This window comes from Variovorax sp. P2_H12 (assembly GCF_056403395.1).
The window spans coordinates 1-14,818 of sequence record NZ_JBFUFO010000020.1; the positions used below are offsets into that span (position 1 = coordinate 1).

A 14,818-nucleotide genomic window follows, 5' to 3' on the forward strand; every position below is an offset into this window, starting at 1 on the left:
CCCGGCTTCATCAGCGCGCTCTCGCGCTCGTCCGGCGTGCGCACCTTCAGCACGATCTCGGCGCCGAACGCCCCCGCCGCATCCGTGATCTCGGCCCCCGCGGCCTGGTACGCCGCATCGGTCACGCTCGCAGCCACGCCCGCGCCCGCTTGCACACGCACCACATGGCCCTGCGCCACGAGCTTCTTCGCGGTCTCCGGGGTCACGGCAACTCGGGTTTCGCCTGGCACAGTCTCGGCCGGCACGCCTATTTGCATGATTGCTCTTTCTTTTCCGGGGTCTGCGCGCTCAAGCGCAGCGGAGGCTTTCAATCGAAGTTCAGCAGCACCTTCATCGCCTGCGAGCGATCGGCCGCCAGCGCGAAGGCGCGCGCCGAATCGCGGTACGACAGGGTCGCCGAGATCAGCGGCTTGACGTCGACCAGCCCCTTGTTGAGCAGCTCCACCGCCACCGCGAACTCCTCGTGGAAGCGGAAGGCGCCGCGCAGGTCGAACTCCTTGGCGACGATGGTGTTGATCGGCAGCTGGATCTCGCCGCCGGCCAGGCCCAGCTGCACGATGATGCCGCGCGGCCGCAAGGCGTCGAAGGCGCCGACCAGCGCACGCGGGTTGCCGCTGGCCTCCAGCAGCACGTCGAAGCTGCCCTTGTCCTTCGCGAAGCGCGCCAGGCCGGCGGGCTCCTCGGCGACGTTGATCGCCTCGTCGGCGCCGACCTTCAGCGCCTTCTCGAGCGTCAGCGCGCCGACGTCGGTGGCCACGATGTGCGCCGCGCCGGCGCGGCGTGCCGCGATGATCGCCAGCGCGCCGATCGGCCCGCAGCCGGTCACCAGCACGCGCTTGCCGAGCAGCGGCCCCGCGCGCCGCACCGCGTGCAGCGCCACCGACAGCGGCTCGGCCATCGAGCCTTCGCCATCGCTGACCGAATCCGCGAGCTTGTGGGCCTGGTGCGTCTCGACCACGATCTGCTGGCGGAAGGCGCCCTGCACATGCGGGTTGCGCATCGCGCTGCCGTAGTAGCGCATGTCCAGGCAATGGTTCTGCAGCCCCTGCTGGCAGAAGCGGCACAGGCCGCAGGGCCGGCTCGGGCTGATCGCGATGCGCTCGCCGGGCTGGAAGCCGGTGACGGCGGCGCCCACCGCCTCGATCATCCCGGCCACCTCGTGGCCCAGCACCATCGGCTGCTGGATGCGCACGGTGCCGAAGCCGCCATGCTGGTAGTAATGCAGGTCGGAGCCGCAGATGCCGCCGCAGCGCACGCGCACCTGCAGCTGGCCGGGGCCGAGCGCGGCGGTTTCGATTTCCTCGACGCGCAGGTCGCCGGGGGCGTGGATGACAAGTGCTTCCATGGTCTTCCTCAGAGGGTTGCCGTCACGCCGCCATCCACGTAGAGGATGTGGCCGTTGACGAAGTTGGAGGCGTCGCTCGACAGGAACACGGCGGCGCCGACCAGGTCTTCGACATTGCCCCAGCGGCGCGAGGGCGTGCGCCCGACGAGCCATTTCGTGAACTCCTCGTTCTGGACCAGCGCCTCGGTCAGCTCGGTCTTGAAGTAGCCGGGCCCGAGGCCATTGACCTGGATGCCGTGCTGGCCCCAGTCGATGGCCATGCCCTTGGTCAGCATCTTCACTGCGCCCTTGCTGGCCGTGTAGGGCGCGATACCCGGACGCCCGAGCTCGCTTTGCACCGAGCAGATGTTGACGATCTTGCCGCGCTGGCGTCCGATCATGTGGCGCGCCACGGCCTGACCCACCAGGAAGACGCTGTCGACATTGGTCTTCATGAGCTCGTGCCAGTCGGCCTCGGCAAACTGGTCGAGCGGTGCGCGGCGCTGCATGCCGGCGTTGTTGACCAGGATGTCGATGGCGCCGACTTCGGCTTCGATGCGTGCGATGGCGGCCGTCACCGCCTCGCCCGACGTCACGTCGAACGCGGCGGTCAGCACCTGCAAACCCTCGCCGCGCAGCACGTCGGCCGCGGCTTCGAGCTTGGCGGCATTGCGCGCGTTCAGGATCACGCGTGCACCGGCGCCGGCGAGGCCGCGCGCCAGCGCGAAACCGATGCCGGCACTGGAGCCGGTGATGAGGGCGGTGCGGCCGGTGAGGTCGAAACTCTTGAGGATGGGGTTCATGGTGGTTCCAGGTTCAGGACGGTGCCGAAGAGTAAGGCGGAATGGCCAGCCAGCGCAGCACGGCTTCGCACTGCGCTGCCACCGGCTCGGACGCCTCCACGCGCAGCACGCCGGGTTCGCCCTCCGGCGATTCGAGTGCCGCGAACTGGCTGTCGACCAGGCTGGCCGGAAAGAAGTGGCTGGATCGTGACGCCACGCGCCGCTTCGCTTCGCCGATGTCGATGTGCACGTAGACAAAGCGCAACGTCGGCTCGGCAGCGCGAAGGCGGTCCCGGTAGGCGCGCTTGAGGGCCGAGCAGCTCATCACCAGGCGGCCTTCGGCGTCTCTCAGCAACGCGCCCAGCGCGTCGAGCCAGGGAATGCGGTCCGCATCCATCAGCGGAACCCCGCGTTCCATCTTGTCCTGGCTGGAGGGCAGGTGATAGTCGTCGCCCTCGACTGCAGTGCAGTCCAGCGCGGCTGCGATGGCTCTGGCCACGGTCGTCTTGCCGCAGCCGGAGACACCCATGACCAGCAGCTTGATGCTCATTGCGGGCGGGCAGCCAGCACCTCGGGATTGACCGGCGTCGGCGCCTTGCCCGCTTGCGGCCCGGCGCCCAGTGCGGCGATCAGGTTGTCGATGGTGAGCGACGCCATGGCGCGCCGCGTCTGGATCGACGCGCTGCCGATGTGCGGCGTCAGCACGACGTTCGGCAGGCCGAGCAGGGCGGGATGGACGCGGGGTTCGTCCTCGAACACATCGAGGCCCGCCGCAGCGATCGTGCCAGCCCGGAGTGCGGATGCGAGCGCCGCGTCGTCGACGATGCCGCCGCGCGCGATGTTCGTCAGTGTCGCCGTCGGCTTCATCCGCTTCAGCTCTTCGGCGCCGATCGCGTGATGTGACGCCGCGGAGTAGGGCAGCACCAGCACGAGATGATCGGCTTCGCGCAGCAAGGTCGCCTTGTCGACGTAGCGGGCGCCGCCTTCGGCTTCGGCCTCGGCAGTCAGCGGTGAACGGTTGTGGTAGATCACCCGCATGCCGAAACCGAGCGAGCCGCGGCGCGCGACAGCGCGGCCGATGCGGCCCATGCCCAGGATGCCGAGCGTCGCGCCGTGCACGTCGCTGCCCGCGAACATGTCGAAGATGCCGGTCTTGGTCCAGTCGCCCCGGCGCACGAAGCGCTCCGACTCGCCGATGCGTCGGGCCGTGGCCATCATCAGCGCGAAGCCGAAGTCGGCCGTCGTCTCGGTGAGCACGTCGGGTGTGTTGGTGACCAGCACGCCGCGCGAGGTGCAGGCCTCGACGTCCACGTTGTTGTAGCCCACGCCCACGTTGCACACAGCTTTCACCGTGGGGCAGGCGTCGAGCAGGGCGGCGTCGATGCGTTCGCTTCCGTGGCTCATCACGCCTTGCTTGCCTCGCAGGCGACGTCGGAGCTCGTCCGGGTCCCAGATGGCGTCGTTCGGGTTGTCTTCGACGCTGAAATGTTCGCGCAGCCGCTGAGCGATGTCGGGGAACGTGGCGCGGGTGATGAGGACGGATGGAGTCATCGTTGTCTCTGTCTTCTTCTATCGAGGGAACGCGGGTCAGTTGGGGCAGCGCGCTTCGAGGGCGTCGAGGAAGCTGCGGTCCCAACGGCCTTCCTTCATGGCGCGAATCGTCTCGGCTTCGGTGGCCAGGTGCGCCCGGGCCTTCTCGATGAGCCATTCGGCATCGTTCGGCGAGAACGCCATCAGCCCGTCCTGGTCGCCGACCACGACGTCGCCGGGGTTCACCAGCATGCCGCCCACCGACACCGGGACATTGATCTCCCCGGGGCCGTCCTTGTAGGGCCCGCGGTGGTTCACGCCGCGTGCATAGACCGGAAAGTCGCGCGCGCGGATCTCGGCCACGTCCCGGATGGCGCCATCGAGCACGACGCCCACGGTGCCGATGGTGGCGGCGTAGAAGGACAGGATGCCGCCGATCACCGCATTGGCCAGATCGCCGTCGGCGTCGATCACGATCACGTCGCCGGGGCGGCAGAACTCGAAGGCGCGCAGCAGCGTGAGGTTGTCGCCGCCGCGCGACTTGATCGTGACGGCCGTGCCGGCCATGGTCCCGGGCCCCGGACGGTGATAGGGGTTCAGCCCGACGCTGCCGATGTTGCGGTGCATGTTGTCGCTCAGCGCGGCGACCGGGATGTCGCGCAGCGCGGCGATGTGCGCCGGGTTCACTGGCGGCGCGGATGGATTCTTGCGGATGCCCTTGAATTGCATGGATGTCTCCGGTTCGGTGATGGGGGTGCGATGCGGCCGGTCGCTGCTCAACGCAGTTCGGCGACCGCGCGAGCGATGCGCGCGCACCCTTCCCCGAGGATGTCGATCGAGGTCGCGATGGACAGCCGGAAGTAGGGCGAGAGGCCGTAGGCCGTGCCCGCGACCATCGCCACGCCTTCGCTTTCCAGCAGGTACATCACGACGTCGCCGTCCTCGGCGAGGACCTTGCCGGAGGGCGTGGTCTTGCCGATCAGGCCACTGCAATTGACGTACAGATAGAAGGCGCCGGGTGGCATGGCGCAGCTCAGGCCGGGGATCGCGTTGATGAGGGCCAGCGTGCGGTCGCGGCGCTGCTTGTAGACGGCGACGCTCTCGGCGACGAAGGACTGGTCACCGTTCATCGCGGCGGCGGCAGCAGCCTGGCTGATCGAGCAGCAGTTGCCGGCGGATTGCGACAGCAGCGTATCCATGGCGCGGATCATGTCCGCCGGCCCGGCCACGTAGCCGATGCGCCATCCGGTCATCGCATAGGTCTTCGAGACGCCGTTCACGACCAGCGTGCGATCGCGCAGCTCGGGTGCCACGGCGAGAATGTGCGGCGTCTTCTGGCCGTCGAAGCGGATGTGCTCGTAGATGTCGTCGGTCATCACCATGACCTGCGGGTGGTGTGCCAGCACTTCCGCAAGCGCCCGGTATTCGTCGGCGGTATAGGCGGCGCCGGTCGGGTTGCTCGGCGAATTGATCAGCAGCCAGCGCGTGCGCGGCGTGATGGCCGCCTCGAGTTGCGCGGGCGTCAACTTGAAGCCGTTGGCCTCGGGGCAGGCGACGATCACCGGCTTGCCGTCGCAGGCCAGCACCATGTCGGGGTAGGACACCCAGTAGGGTGCGGGCACGATGACCTCGTCGCCCGACTCCAGCGTGATCGCGAAGGCGTTGTAGATCGCGCTCTTGGCGCCGTTGGTGGCGATGATCTCGTTCATCGCATAGGTCAGGCCGTTTTCTCGCCGGAGCTTGCCGATGATGGCTTCGCGCAACTCGACCGTTCCGGCCATCAGGGTGTAGCGGGTGGCGCCCTTGTCCATCGCCGCGGCGGCGGCCTGGCGGATGTGCAGGGGGGTGTCGAAGTCGGGTTCGCCGACGACGAGGTTCACGATGGACTTGCCCTGGCGGCGCAGCTCGTTGGCGCGGTCGGCGGCCGAGGTGCTGGGCGAAGGCTTGATGCGGCGGACGCGCTCTGCGATGCGGGAGGTGGTCATGACTTCCTGGAGTGGGATGGCAGGACCGTACGGTACGCAGATCGCTCTCCCGACGCCAAGACGAGTTCGCTCTGGTCGTATAGGTAGAGCTTATGGAAGGCCCTGATGGCTCGTCCCCAGGCCCGGTGCTAGGCTCGACTTTTGCTTCGGAGGCAGGCGTGAACCTGCGGCGACTTAAATACTTCGTGAAGATCGTGGACATCGGCAGCCTGACACAGGCCGCCGAGGTTCTTTTCATTGCCCAACCGGCGCTGAGCCAGCAACTGGCCACATTGGAGGGCGAGGTGCGGCAGCAACTGCTGGTGCGCACCAAGCGCGGCGTGACGCCGACCGAGGCCGGCAAGGTGCTGTACCGGCATGCGCAGATCATCCTGCGCCAGTGCGAGCAGGCGCAGATCGACATGGAGGCTGCCGGGCAGGGCGTCTCGGGCCAGGTGTCGGTGGGCCTCGCGCCCGGCACGGCGGCGGCGGCGCTCTCGCTGCCTTTGCTGCGCACGGTGCGCGCGCGCCATCCGGGCATCCTGCTGTACCTGAACGAGAACTACGGCACCACGCTGAGCGAACTGATCATGAACGGCCGGATGGATCTGGCCGTGCTCTACGGTGACAAGGCGATCCATGGCTTGACCTTTCTGCCGCTGCTGAAGGAGCCCTTGTTCCTGGTCGGGCCGGCGTCGATCCCGGCGCCGGCCCAACCGGTTCGGCTGGCCGATCTGCGCGACATGGAACTCTTCCTGCCGCGTCCCTACAACGTGGTGCGCAAACTGGTCGATGCGGCCTTCAGCCGGCTTGGCGCCGCGCCGCGCGTCGTGGCCGAGATCGAATCCGCCTTCACGCTGACCGCGGCCGTGGCCGACGGCCTGGGTGCGACCATCTTGCCGGCTTCGATGGCGCGCGAGGTGGTGGCAGCCTGCGGCGCCTGGCAGTTCCAGATCGTCGACCCGGTGATCGAGGCGCCGCTGGCCCTGTGCCAGTCGGACCACCTGCCGCTCTCCGAGCCGGCGCAGGCGGTGAAGGACATCCTGCTCGAACTCGTCACCGATCTTTCGAACAACGCCGCCGCGACCGCGGAGCCGGTGCTGGCCAAGGCGTCATAAGCCGACCTTATCCCGGCACAGTCAATCCGTCTTTGGCTTCGCGGCCTTCGCGGGCTACCGTTCATGCCTGCCGTCACGCGTTCGCGGAATGCGTCGGCCACCAAGGAGATCCCGCCGTTTCGCGGCGGGTCCGGCATGAACCAGGAACAGATCAAGATCCTCATCGACGCACTGGCGGCCTCGGAGCTGTCGGAGCTGGAGTACAGCGCAGACGGTTGTACGTTGCGGCTGGTGAAGCAGGGGGTGTCGACGTCGCGGGCCCAAGCCGGGCGCGGCGCAGATGATGCCTGCGCCGCCCCGCAGGCCACCGCGCACGAGAGGGACGGTGCACGCGTCGAACTGCCTGGCGCAATCCGAGAGCCCTCCGTCGACCTTGCAGCGAGCCCGGTCGAATGCCTGGCGCCGCTCTATGGCGTGATCCACCTGCAGCCGTCGCCGGGCGAGCCGCTGTTCGTGCAGCCGGGCCAGCAGGTCGCGGCCGGCCAGACCTTGTGCGTGATCGAGGCGATGAAGGTCTTCAACGAAGTGCGCGCCGAGGCCGACGCCACCATCGCCGCGGTGCTGGTGCGTTCCGGCGACGAGGTCGAGGCCGGCCAGCCATTGTTCCGCCTTGCCTGAGAAGGACATCATGTTCGACACCGTCCTCATTGCGAACCGCGGCGAGATCGCCTTGCGAATCCTGCGCGCCTGCCGCGGCCTGGGCCTGAAGACGGTGGTCGCGCACTCCGACGCCGATCGCGATGCAGTCTATGTGCGACAGGCCGACCAGGCGCTGTGCATCGGTCCGGCCAGCCCCGGCCAGAGCTATCTCAATCAGTCGGCGCTGCTCTATGCGGCCGAGGTGAGCGGTGCGCAGGCGATCCATCCCGGCTACGGATTCCTGTCGGAGAACGCGGGCTTCGTCGAGAAAGTGGAGCAGGCCGGATTGCGCTTTGTCGGACCGAGCGCCGCCTGCATCCGCGTGATGGGCGACAAGGTCGCGGCCAAGCGTGCGATGCGTCGGGCCGGCGTGCCCTGCGTGCCGGGTCCGGACGATGGGTTGCCCGACGATCCGGAGGCCGTGCGCGCGCTGGCGCGCGAGGTCGGATACCCGGTGATCGTGAAGGCGGCCGGCGGCGGTGGCGGCCGCGGCATGCGCGTGGTCCGGGAAGAGGGCGAGCTGCTGGAGGCGCTGGCGCTCACGCGCGAAGAGGCGCGACGCGCCTTCGGCAATCCCGAGGTCTATATCGAGAAGTTCCTGCTGCATCCGAGGCATGTGGAGATCCAGGTGCTGGCCGACGACCACGGCCAGGCCATCTGGCTCGGCAGCCGGGACTGCTCGCTGCAGCGGCGGCACCAGAAGGTGATCGAGGAAGCACCCGCGCCCGGCATCGACGAGGCGCTGATCGCCGCGGTCGGTGAGAGTTGCGCGGCGGCCTGCCGGCAGATCGGCTACTGCGGCGTCGGCACCTTCGAATTCCTCTACGAGAAGGGCGCCTTCTACTTCATCGAGATGAACACGAGGCTGCAGGTGGAGCATCCGGTGACCGAGATGACCACGGGCATCGACATCGTGCAGCAACAGCTGCGCATGGCGCGTGGCGAGCAGTTGGCGATCACGCAGGCCGACGTCCCTTGCAGGGGCCATTCGATCGAATGCCGCATCAACGCGGAGGATCCGGACAGCTTCGCGCCGTCGCCGGGTCGCATCACGGGCTGGCGCGTGCCCGGCGGTTTCGGCGTGCGCTTCGATTCGCATGCCGCAGAGGGCTATCGCGTGCCGCCGTACTACGACTCGATGATCGGCAAGCTGATCGTGCATGGCGCCAGTCGCGAGGACGCGCTGGATCGCATGCGGCTCGCGCTGAGCGAGCTGCAGGTCGACGGCATCGCGACCAACGTGCCACTGCATCGCGCGCTGCTTCAGGACGACGGCTTTGCCACCGGCGGCGTTGACATCCACCACCTCGAACGCTGGCTGCAGCGCAGGAACGCATCGTGAACCCCTCGACATCCGGATCGGTCCCGACGGTGAGCCTGCTGGGCACGACCGCGCTGCTGTTCGAAGCCCCGGGGGCGATGGAGCTTCATTCGCAACAGCGCATCTGGGCGCTCGCGCAGGAGGCCGCCGAATGGCCCGAGGTGCGCGAGGCCGTGCCCGGAATGAACAACCTGATGCTGAGCTTCGTTCGTCCGCCGCGCGCGCTCGATGCATTGAAGGCGCGGCTGGATGCCGCCTGGGAGGCCGTCACGCCGCTCACCCGCGAAGGCCGCGTGGTCGAGCTGCCGGTGCGCTATGGCGGTGCCGGCGGTCCGCACATGGCGGACGTGGTGGCGCACACCGGCCTGTCGGTCGAGGAGATCGTCGAGCTGCACAGCGCGCCGCTGTACCCGGTGTATGCGCTGGGCAGCCATCCCGGCTACTGCTACCTGGGTGGCATGGACCCGCGCATCGCGACGCCGCGGCGCAAGGTGCCGGTGCTCAGCATTCCGGGTGGCGCCGTGTCGATCGGCGGGGCGCAGACCGGTGTCTCGGCCTCCGCCGGGCCGAGCGGGTGGAACACCATCGGCAGCACCACCATGGTCTTCTTCGACCCGGAGCGGAATCCGCCGGCCACGCTGCAGCCGGGCGACCGCATTCGCTTCCTGGTGGAAGGGATAGAAAAATGATCGAGATACTCTCCAACGCGGCCCTGGCGACCGTGCAGGACCTTGGGCGCCTGGGCAGCCTGCGCTTCGGCGTGGGTACCGCCGGTGCCATGGACGATCTCGCGCTGGCGGCGGGCAACCTCCTGCTGGGCAACGAGGTCGGCGCTGCGGGCATCGAGATCCCGGTCTTTCCGTTCAAGGTCCGCTTCACCGGGGATTGCGCCTTCGCGCTGACCGGCGCCGACTGCGGCGCGAAGCTGGACGCGCAACCGCTGTTGCCGTGGTGGTCGCACCAGGCGCGGGCCGGCCAGGTGCTGACGCTGGGCCTGCCGCAGGGCGCGCAGCGCGCCAGCCGTGCGCTGCTGTGCCTGCCGGGCGGCATCGATGTGCCGGTGGTGCTGGGTTCGCGCAGCACCCAGATGCGCGGCGCTTTCGGTGGGCACGAGGGGCGGGCATTGCGAAAGGGGGACGTGCTGGGTGCCGCCGAGCCGAAGCGCGCCTGCCGCACCGGCTTCGGCCTGGTGCCGCCGGCCATCGCCTTGCCGCTGGAGGTCGACGGGCGGGTCGCGCTGCGGGTGTTGCCGGCAGCCGAATACCTGGGTTTCGAGGCCGCGTCACGCGAGGCCTTCTGGGCCGGTGAATGGCGCATCACGGCGCAGAGTGATCGCTATGGCTACCGGCTCGCTGGAGAGGCCTTGCAGCCGGTCGCTCCGATGGAAATGCGTTCACATGGCATCGTGCCCGGCGTGATCCAGGTGCCCCATAGCGGGCAACCGATCATCCAGATGCGCGACGCGCAGCCTTCGGGCGGCTATCCCAAGTTCGGCACCGTGATCGAGGCCGATCTGTGGCGACTGGGCCAGGCGCCGATCGGCAGCCGGATCCGCTTCATCGAGACGAGCTGGGACGAGGCCGTGGCCGCGCTCGAACAGAAGGAGGCCTGGCTGGCGAAGGTGGCACGCATGGTGGCGCTGCACCGCAGCGGGCCGATGGGGAGCGCTGCATGAAGAAGGCGCCTCATGAGTTGCGGGAGATCGCCGGCTGGATGGCGGCGACGGACATCGGCTTCCTCGAACTGCGGATGCCCGGCGCGACCGTGCGGCTGGGGCGGCAGGGCGAGTCGGTTCCAACCCAGGCAGGGCCCGCTCCCGACACCGTGAGCGCCGCTTGCGTCGGCGTGTTCCTGCACGCCCACCCTTGCGCGACGGCGCCGTTCGTGCGCGTCGGCCATGGCGTACAGGCCGGCCAGACGCTCGGACTGCTGCGCATCGGCGTCCTGCTGCTGCCGGTGTCCGCCCCGCGAGCCGGCATCGTCGCCGCGCTGCGGGCGGACGACGGCGCGACTGTCGGCTACGGCACTGCCCTGGTCGACCTGCATGCCAACTGACGAAAAGGAACGAACCACCATGGACATGGACCTGAACGCGGACTTGGGCGAAGGCTTCGGCCCCTGGCGCATGGGCGACGACGAGGCGCTGCTGGGCATCGTCTCCTCGGCCAACGTCGCCTGCGGCTTCCATGCGGGCGATCCGCAGATCATGGACCGCACCGTGCGCACGGCGCTGGCACGCGGCGTGGATGTGGGCGCGCATGTCGGCTTCCCGGACCTGGCCGGCTTCGGCCGCCGCCCGATGCAGATGGACACGGGCGAGCTGGTCGCGGCCGTGGTCTACCAGCTCGGCGCCCTGGCGGGCATCGCACGCACCGCGGGGCACCGGATGACGCACATGAGCTTTCATGGCGCGCTCGGCAACCTGGCGGCGGCGGATGCGGAGCTCGCGGCGCCGCTGGTGCGGGCGGTGGCGGACTTCGATCCCTCGCTGACGATCAGCTCGTCGGCCAGCCGGGCCATCGAGGATGCGGCGCAGCGCTGTGGCTTGCGCCTTCGCACCACCTTCCTGGCCGACCGCGCCTGCGACGAAGCAGGGCTGCTGATCCCGCGCAAGATGCCGGACTCGGTGATCCACGACCCCGAACGGGTCCTGGCGCGTGTCCGGCAGTTGCTGGCGGAGGGCACTGTCACCACCTACGCCGGCAACAGGATCCCGATGCGCGTGCATTCGATCCTGGTCCACGGCGACACGCCCGGCGCGGTGACCTTGGCGCGCGGGGTGCGCGAGGTGGTCGAGGCGCACGGCCGTGTGGTCCCGATCTCGCGCCAGGCCGCCTGAAGCGCGCCTTCGAGCAGGCACGGACATGGTGCTTACCCTAACTTGGCGCGCACGCTTCCAGGGCGACATAAGGGGGCCTTATCGCTCCACAGCCAAACCGTCTTGGCGCGCCGAACCTGCGGTCGATACAGTGAATTCATCGCGGTCCGAAAGCGCATTCGACAAGGGTGCGACCGGCCGCCATCCCACAGAAAGAAAGTGATCCAGATGCCCTTCTCCGACTACAAGACCGCCCTGGTGACAGGTGCCTCCTCCGGCATCGGCGCCGCCGTTGTCGAGCGCCTCTGCCAGGAGGGCCTGCAGGTCCATGCGCTGGCCCGCAGCGGCGACAAGCTGAAAGAACTCGCCGCGCGCACGGGCTGCATCCCGCACGCCATCGACGTGAGCGACCTGCACGGCGTGACCGCGCTGACGAAGGAGGTCGAGTTCGACGTTCTCGTGAACAACGCCGGCGTCGATCGGCCGGGCTCGATCCTGAAATCCGACGCCGAAGGCATCGACCTCCTGGTGGACGTCAATCTGCGCGCGGTGCTGCATCTCTGCCGGCTGGTCGTTCCGGGCATGGTGGCGCGCGACAGCGGCCACGTGGTCAACATCAGCTCGATCGCCGCGGCCTACAACTTCGGCGGCAACAGCACCTACCACGCGACCAAGGCGGCGGTGAGCATGTTGTCGAGGCAATTGCGGGTGGATTGCTTCGGCAAGCGGGTGCGCGTGACCGAGATCTGCCCGGGCCGCGTGGCGACCGACATCTTCGCGCACGTGCACGGCGACTCCGAGGAGACGCGCAAGCGCTTCGTCGAAGGCTACGAGCTGCCGGAGGCCGCCGACATCGCCAACGCCATCGCCTTCGCGATCGCGGCGCCTGTCGCGGTGAACATCGGCCACATGGAGATCACGCCGACCTTGCAGGTGCCAGGCGGCCTTTCCACCGCCAAGCCGGAGACGGTGCGGGCCTGAGCCTCGCCCGTTCACACCAGAGCACGCCATGAAGGACTTCGACCTCCTTGCGATCCTGCTGAAGCCCGAGTTCGGCGCCATGCTGCTGCACGGGATGGTGCTGACCCTGAAGATCGCGGTCGGCTCCTGGCTGCTCGCGATGTCGATGGCCGTCGTCCTGCTGGTGGTCCGGCTCAGCGCCAACCCGGTGGCCGAGCAAGCCGTTGCGGCCTATGTCTCCTATCACCGCAACGTGCCGACGCTGGTGCAGCTGATGCTTTGGTACTTCGGCATCTTCAGCCTGTTGCCGGACGCCGTGCAAGCCTGGCTGTCGAACAACAATGCTGAGGCGCTGATCTCGATCGTGGCGCTCGGTCTCTGCCAGGCCGCCTACTTCAGCGAGGACATGCGCTCCGGCCTGCGGGCCATCCCGCCAGGCCAGTCCGAGGCGGCGCGTGCCCTGGGACACGGCTACATCGGCGCGATGCGGCACGTGATGCTGCCGCAGGCGGTGCGCAACGCGGTGCCGGCCCTGGTGAATCACAGCGTGTCCCTGTTCAAGAACAGCAGCCTGGCGATGGCCATCGGCGTCGCGGAACTGACCCATGCGGTCAAGGAGATCGAGAGCCAGAGCTTCCGCACCTTCGAGGCATACAGCATGGCGACCATGATGTACCTGCTGGTGTCCCTGCTCATCATGGCGGTCGGGGCCTGGATCGCACGCCGCTATCGCGTTTCCGGGGCGAGGTAAGACATGTTCGGCATCTTCGACATCCTGCGCGACAACTGGCTGCTGCTGCTGGTCGGCCAGTATCCCAACGGGCCGATGGGCGGCATCGTCGCCACGCTCATTCTCTCGGTGCTGGGCATCGTGCTGGCCTTCCCCGTGTCGGTGCTGCTGGCACTGGCGCGGCTCTCCCCCTGGCGCGCGCTGCGCTGGCCGGCGACGGTGCTGGTGTACATCGTGCGCGGTGTTCCTCTCCTGATGGTCATCCTGTGGGTGTACTTCCTCGTGCCGATCCTGATCGGGCGGGACGTGTCCGGCTTCACCACGATGTTGTGCACGCTGGTGATCTACGAAGGCGCGTACCTGTCGGAAGTGGTCCGCGCCGGCATCCAGGCGCTGCCGAAGGGACAGACCGAGGCAGCCCGCGCGCTGGGCCACAGTCACCTGGGCACCATGGCTTACGTGATCCTGCCCCAGGCCCTCTACAACATGCTCCCGAGCATGCTGAGCCAGTTCATCTCCACCATCAAGGAGACCACGCTGGGCTACGTGATCAACGTGCAGGAACTCACCTTCGCCGCCAATCAGATCAACAACCAGTTGCTGACCAAGCCGTTCCAGGTGTTCTTCATCCTGGCGATGACCTACTACGTCGTCTGCTTCAGCCTGACCCAGCTGGCGCAATGGCTGGAGCGCCGAATCGCCCACAAGCGGCTCGGCAGCGCGACACCCGCCACCACCGAGGACGGCCTGCCGCTGCCGCCGGTGGCAGCCAACTCCTGACACCGCGATTCGACGGTGAGCGAAACAAAGAACGGAGACCGACCATGGAAACGCTTGAACAACCCAGCGCACGGCTGAAGCCGCGCGAGGACGACACCATGATCCTGTTCTCCAACATCAACAAATGGTATGGCGACTATCAGGCGCTGACCGACGTCAACGCCGAGGTCAAGAAGGGCGAGGTGGTCGTGGTCTGCGGTCCCTCGGGCTCCGGCAAGTCGACCTTGATCCGCACGGTCAACCGGCTGGAGGAAATCAAGTCCGGCCAGTTGCTGTTCGATGGCCACGATATCCATGCCCCGATGAGCAGCCATGCGCTGAACAAGCTGCGCAGCCGCATCGGCTTCGTGTTCCAGAGCTTCAACCTGTTTCCCCATCTGTCCGTGCTGGACAACATCATGCTGTCGCCGGTGCATGTGCTGGGTGTGAAGCGCGGTGACGCCAAGACCAGGGCCGGCCAGCTGCTGGAGCGCGTGGGGCTGTCGAACAAGGCCAATTCCTATCCGGCACAGCTCTCTGGCGGCCAGCAGCAGCGCGTCGCGATCGCCCGCGCCCTGGCGATGGAGCCACCGGCCATGCTCTTCGACGAGCCGACCAGCGCGCTGGACCCGGAAATGGTCGGCGAGGTGCTGTCGGTCATGCGCAGCCTGGCCAACGAGGGCATGACGATGATGTGCGTCACCCACGAGATGAACTTTGCGCGCGAGGTGGCCGACCGCGTCTGGTTCATGGACGCCGGTCGCATCCTGGAGAAGGCGGACCCCGAGACCTTCTTCACCCGACCCCAGCACCCGCGCGCGCAGCGATTCCTGTCGGACCTGCGGGCGCATTGAGCCGATCGATTTCCCCTTG

General features: G+C 68.1%; 17 protein-coding genes and 1 pseudogene. 11 read left to right on the forward strand and 7 right to left on the reverse strand.

All coding sequences use genetic code 11. From position 1 onward, the window contains the following. From AC1DYK_RS15720 to AC1DYK_RS15750, 7 genes and pseudogenes are all read right to left on the reverse strand, one after another. Positions 1-257 (reverse strand): annotated as a pseudogene (locus tag AC1DYK_RS15720) (NAD(P)(+) transhydrogenase (Re/Si-specific) subunit alpha); the annotation flags it as partial. Positions 258-307: 50 nt separating this feature from the next. After that, positions 308-1,345 carry an L-idonate 5-dehydrogenase gene (locus AC1DYK_RS15725; RefSeq protein ID WP_478167163.1) on the reverse strand — a complete coding sequence of 346 codons (1,038 nt, stop codon included), beginning with the start codon at positions 1,343-1,345 and terminating at the stop codon, positions 308-310. An 8-nt stretch (positions 1,346-1,353) separates the two neighbouring features. Beyond that, positions 1,354-2,127 (reverse strand): glucose 1-dehydrogenase, encoded by a 774-nt coding sequence (locus AC1DYK_RS15730; protein WP_478167164.1) that lies wholly within the window; start codon positions 2,125-2,127, stop codon positions 1,354-1,356. Positions 2,128-2,140: 13 nt separating this feature from the next. Then, the gene (locus tag AC1DYK_RS15735) at positions 2,141-2,656 is read right to left on the reverse strand and encodes a gluconokinase (RefSeq protein ID WP_478167165.1); all 516 of its coding nucleotides are present in this window, start codon (positions 2,654-2,656) and stop codon (positions 2,141-2,143) included. Continuing rightward, positions 2,653-3,657 (reverse strand): 2-hydroxyacid dehydrogenase, encoded by a 1,005-nt coding sequence (locus AC1DYK_RS15740; RefSeq protein WP_478167166.1) that lies wholly within the window; start codon positions 3,655-3,657, stop codon positions 2,653-2,655. The genes AC1DYK_RS15735 and AC1DYK_RS15740 overlap by 4 nt, the downstream gene beginning before the upstream one ends. A gap of 36 nt (positions 3,658-3,693) precedes the next feature. Then, entirely contained in the window at positions 3,694-4,365 is a 672-nt protein-coding gene (locus AC1DYK_RS15745; RefSeq protein ID WP_478089262.1) for an RraA family protein, read from the reverse strand. A 47-nt stretch (positions 4,366-4,412) separates the two neighbouring features. Further along, a complete protein-coding gene (locus AC1DYK_RS15750; protein WP_478167167.1) occupies positions 4,413-5,621 on the reverse strand; it encodes an aspartate transaminase in 1,209 nt (402 codons plus the stop codon). Between the two features lie 158 nt (positions 5,622-5,779). On the opposite strand from AC1DYK_RS15750, the gene nac reads away from it, so the two are divergent. The 11 genes from nac (at position 5,780) to AC1DYK_RS15805 (ending at position 14,799) form a co-directional block, all read left to right on the forward strand. Next, on the forward strand, positions 5,780-6,718 hold the full coding sequence (nac, locus tag AC1DYK_RS15755; protein ID WP_478167168.1) for a nitrogen assimilation transcriptional regulator NAC: 939 nt from the start codon (positions 5,780-5,782) through the stop codon (positions 6,716-6,718). Between the two features lie 135 nt (positions 6,719-6,853). Continuing rightward, the gene (locus AC1DYK_RS15760; protein WP_478167253.1) at positions 6,854-7,336 is read left to right on the forward strand and encodes an acetyl-CoA carboxylase biotin carboxyl carrier protein; all 483 of its coding nucleotides are present in this window, start codon (positions 6,854-6,856) and stop codon (positions 7,334-7,336) included. A 10-nt stretch (positions 7,337-7,346) separates the two neighbouring features. Further along, complete coding sequence (gene accC, locus AC1DYK_RS15765) at positions 7,347-8,699, forward strand: acetyl-CoA carboxylase biotin carboxylase subunit (protein WP_478167169.1); 1,353 nt, start codon at positions 7,347-7,349, stop codon at positions 8,697-8,699. Further along, on the forward strand, positions 8,696-9,367 hold the full coding sequence (gene pxpB / locus AC1DYK_RS15770; RefSeq protein ID WP_478167170.1) for a 5-oxoprolinase subunit PxpB: 672 nt from the start codon (positions 8,696-8,698) through the stop codon (positions 9,365-9,367). The genes accC and pxpB overlap by 4 nt, the downstream gene beginning before the upstream one ends. Continuing rightward, positions 9,364-10,353, forward strand: a complete 990-nt coding sequence (locus AC1DYK_RS15775) for a 5-oxoprolinase subunit C family protein (protein ID WP_478167171.1) — start codon at positions 9,364-9,366, stop codon at positions 10,351-10,353. The genes pxpB and AC1DYK_RS15775 overlap by 4 nt, the downstream gene beginning before the upstream one ends. Continuing rightward, on the forward strand, positions 10,350-10,733 hold the full coding sequence (locus AC1DYK_RS15780; RefSeq protein WP_478167172.1) for an acetyl-CoA carboxylase biotin carboxyl carrier protein: 384 nt from the start codon (positions 10,350-10,352) through the stop codon (positions 10,731-10,733). The genes AC1DYK_RS15775 and AC1DYK_RS15780 overlap by 4 nt, the downstream gene beginning before the upstream one ends. Positions 10,734-10,752: 19 nt before the next feature. Further along, positions 10,753-11,517 carry a LamB/YcsF family protein gene (locus AC1DYK_RS15785; RefSeq protein ID WP_478167173.1) on the forward strand — a complete coding sequence of 255 codons (765 nt, stop codon included), beginning with the start codon at positions 10,753-10,755 and terminating at the stop codon, positions 11,515-11,517. 207 nt (positions 11,518-11,724) lie between these two features. Further along, a complete protein-coding gene (locus tag AC1DYK_RS15790) occupies positions 11,725-12,477 on the forward strand; it encodes an SDR family oxidoreductase (RefSeq protein ID WP_478167174.1) in 753 nt (250 codons plus the stop codon). A 28-nt stretch (positions 12,478-12,505) separates the two neighbouring features. After that, a complete protein-coding gene (locus AC1DYK_RS15795) occupies positions 12,506-13,207 on the forward strand; it encodes an amino acid ABC transporter permease (protein ID WP_478167175.1) in 702 nt (233 codons plus the stop codon). Between the two features lie 3 nt (positions 13,208-13,210). Beyond that, on the forward strand, positions 13,211-13,966 hold the full coding sequence (locus AC1DYK_RS15800; RefSeq protein WP_478167176.1) for an amino acid ABC transporter permease: 756 nt from the start codon (positions 13,211-13,213) through the stop codon (positions 13,964-13,966). 98 nt (positions 13,967-14,064) lie between these two features. Continuing rightward, positions 14,065-14,799, forward strand: coding sequence for an amino acid ABC transporter ATP-binding protein (locus AC1DYK_RS15805; protein WP_478158164.1), 735 nt, complete (start codon positions 14,065-14,067; stop codon positions 14,797-14,799). Positions 14,800-14,818: the final 19 nt, after the last annotated feature.

Excerpts from the sequence above, each read along its gene's own strand:
- AC1DYK_RS15725 (WP_478167163.1), bottom strand. The coding sequence starts at position 1,345 with ATGGAAGCACTTGTCATCCACGCCCCCGGCGACCTGCGCGTCGAGGAA.
- AC1DYK_RS15730 (WP_478167164.1), bottom strand. The coding sequence starts at position 2,127 with ATGAACCCCATCCTCAAGAGTTTCGACCTCACCGGCCGCACCGCCCTC.
- AC1DYK_RS15735 (WP_478167165.1), bottom strand. The coding sequence starts at position 2,656 with ATGAGCATCAAGCTGCTGGTCATGGGTGTCTCCGGCTGCGGCAAGACG.
- AC1DYK_RS15740 (WP_478167166.1), bottom strand. The coding sequence starts at position 3,657 with ATGACTCCATCCGTCCTCATCACCCGCGCCACGTTCCCCGACATCGCT.
- AC1DYK_RS15745 (WP_478089262.1), bottom strand. The coding sequence starts at position 4,365 with ATGCAATTCAAGGGCATCCGCAAGAATCCATCCGCGCCGCCAGTGAAC.
- AC1DYK_RS15750 (WP_478167167.1), bottom strand. The coding sequence starts at position 5,621 with ATGACCACCTCCCGCATCGCAGAGCGCGTCCGCCGCATCAAGCCTTCG.
- AC1DYK_RS15760 (WP_478167253.1), top strand. The coding sequence starts at position 6,854 with ATGAACCAGGAACAGATCAAGATCCTCATCGACGCACTGGCGGCCTCG.
- accC (WP_478167169.1), top strand. The coding sequence starts at position 7,347 with ATGTTCGACACCGTCCTCATTGCGAACCGCGGCGAGATCGCCTTGCGA.
- AC1DYK_RS15775 (WP_478167171.1), top strand. The coding sequence starts at position 9,364 with ATGATCGAGATACTCTCCAACGCGGCCCTGGCGACCGTGCAGGACCTT.
- AC1DYK_RS15780 (WP_478167172.1), top strand. The coding sequence starts at position 10,350 with ATGAAGAAGGCGCCTCATGAGTTGCGGGAGATCGCCGGCTGGATGGCG.
- AC1DYK_RS15785 (WP_478167173.1), top strand. The coding sequence starts at position 10,753 with ATGGACATGGACCTGAACGCGGACTTGGGCGAAGGCTTCGGCCCCTGG.
- AC1DYK_RS15790 (WP_478167174.1), top strand. The coding sequence starts at position 11,725 with ATGCCCTTCTCCGACTACAAGACCGCCCTGGTGACAGGTGCCTCCTCC.
- AC1DYK_RS15795 (WP_478167175.1), top strand. The coding sequence starts at position 12,506 with ATGAAGGACTTCGACCTCCTTGCGATCCTGCTGAAGCCCGAGTTCGGC.
- AC1DYK_RS15800 (WP_478167176.1), top strand. The coding sequence starts at position 13,211 with ATGTTCGGCATCTTCGACATCCTGCGCGACAACTGGCTGCTGCTGCTG.
- AC1DYK_RS15805 (WP_478158164.1), top strand. The coding sequence starts at position 14,065 with ATGATCCTGTTCTCCAACATCAACAAATGGTATGGCGACTATCAGGCG.